The 599-nt window shown below is 75.1% G+C and carries 1 protein-coding gene; it reads right to left on the bottom strand.

The window, feature by feature from the left end; translation table 11 throughout:
- Nucleotides 1-505: AMP-binding enzyme (locus ACFOWE_RS33820; protein ID WP_449301239.1), on the bottom strand; the 505-nt coding region annotated here is incomplete at its 3' end.
- Between the last annotated feature and the right edge of the window lie 94 nt (nt 506-599).

Genomic DNA, 599 nt, shown 5'->3' with positions numbered 1-599 from the left:
CCGACTCCACCCCTAAAACCTCGGCGAACACCCCCGCCAGCACCGCCTCCCGAACCCCCACCGGCTCCCCGCCCGACCCCGACCCGGCCACACGCGGCGCCGGCAACGCCCCCCGATCCAGCTTCCCGTTGCCCGTCAACGGCAACGCCCCCACCACCACCACCGCCGACGGCACCATGTACTCCGGCAGCGTCTCCGCCGCGAACCCCCGCACCTCCTCCGGCTCCAGCACCGCACCCGCGTCCGCCGCGCCACCGGCCGGAACCACATACGCCACCAGCCGCCGATCCCCCGGCCGGTCCTCGCGCACCACCACCGCGACATCCGCCACCCCCGGATACCGCGCCAGCACCGCCTCCACCTCCCCCGGCTCGATCCGAAACCCCCGGATCTTCACCTGCTCGTCGGCCCGCCCCGCATACTCCAGACGGCCGTCGGCCCGCCACCGCACCCGATCCCCCGTCCGGTACATCCGCTCCCCCGCACCACCGAACGGACACGCCACGAACCGCTCCGCCGTCAACGCCGACCGGCCCGCATACCCCCGCGCCAGACCCGGACCCGCCACGTACAACTCCCCCGTCACCCCCGGCGGCACC

The organism is Planomonospora corallina, from assembly GCF_042650625.1.
Taxonomy (GTDB): Bacteria; Actinomycetota; Actinomycetes; order Streptosporangiales; family Streptosporangiaceae; genus Planomonospora_B; species Planomonospora_B corallina.
Note: the sequence above shows the minus strand (reverse complement) of the source record. Positions and strands in the feature narration are given on the sequence as shown.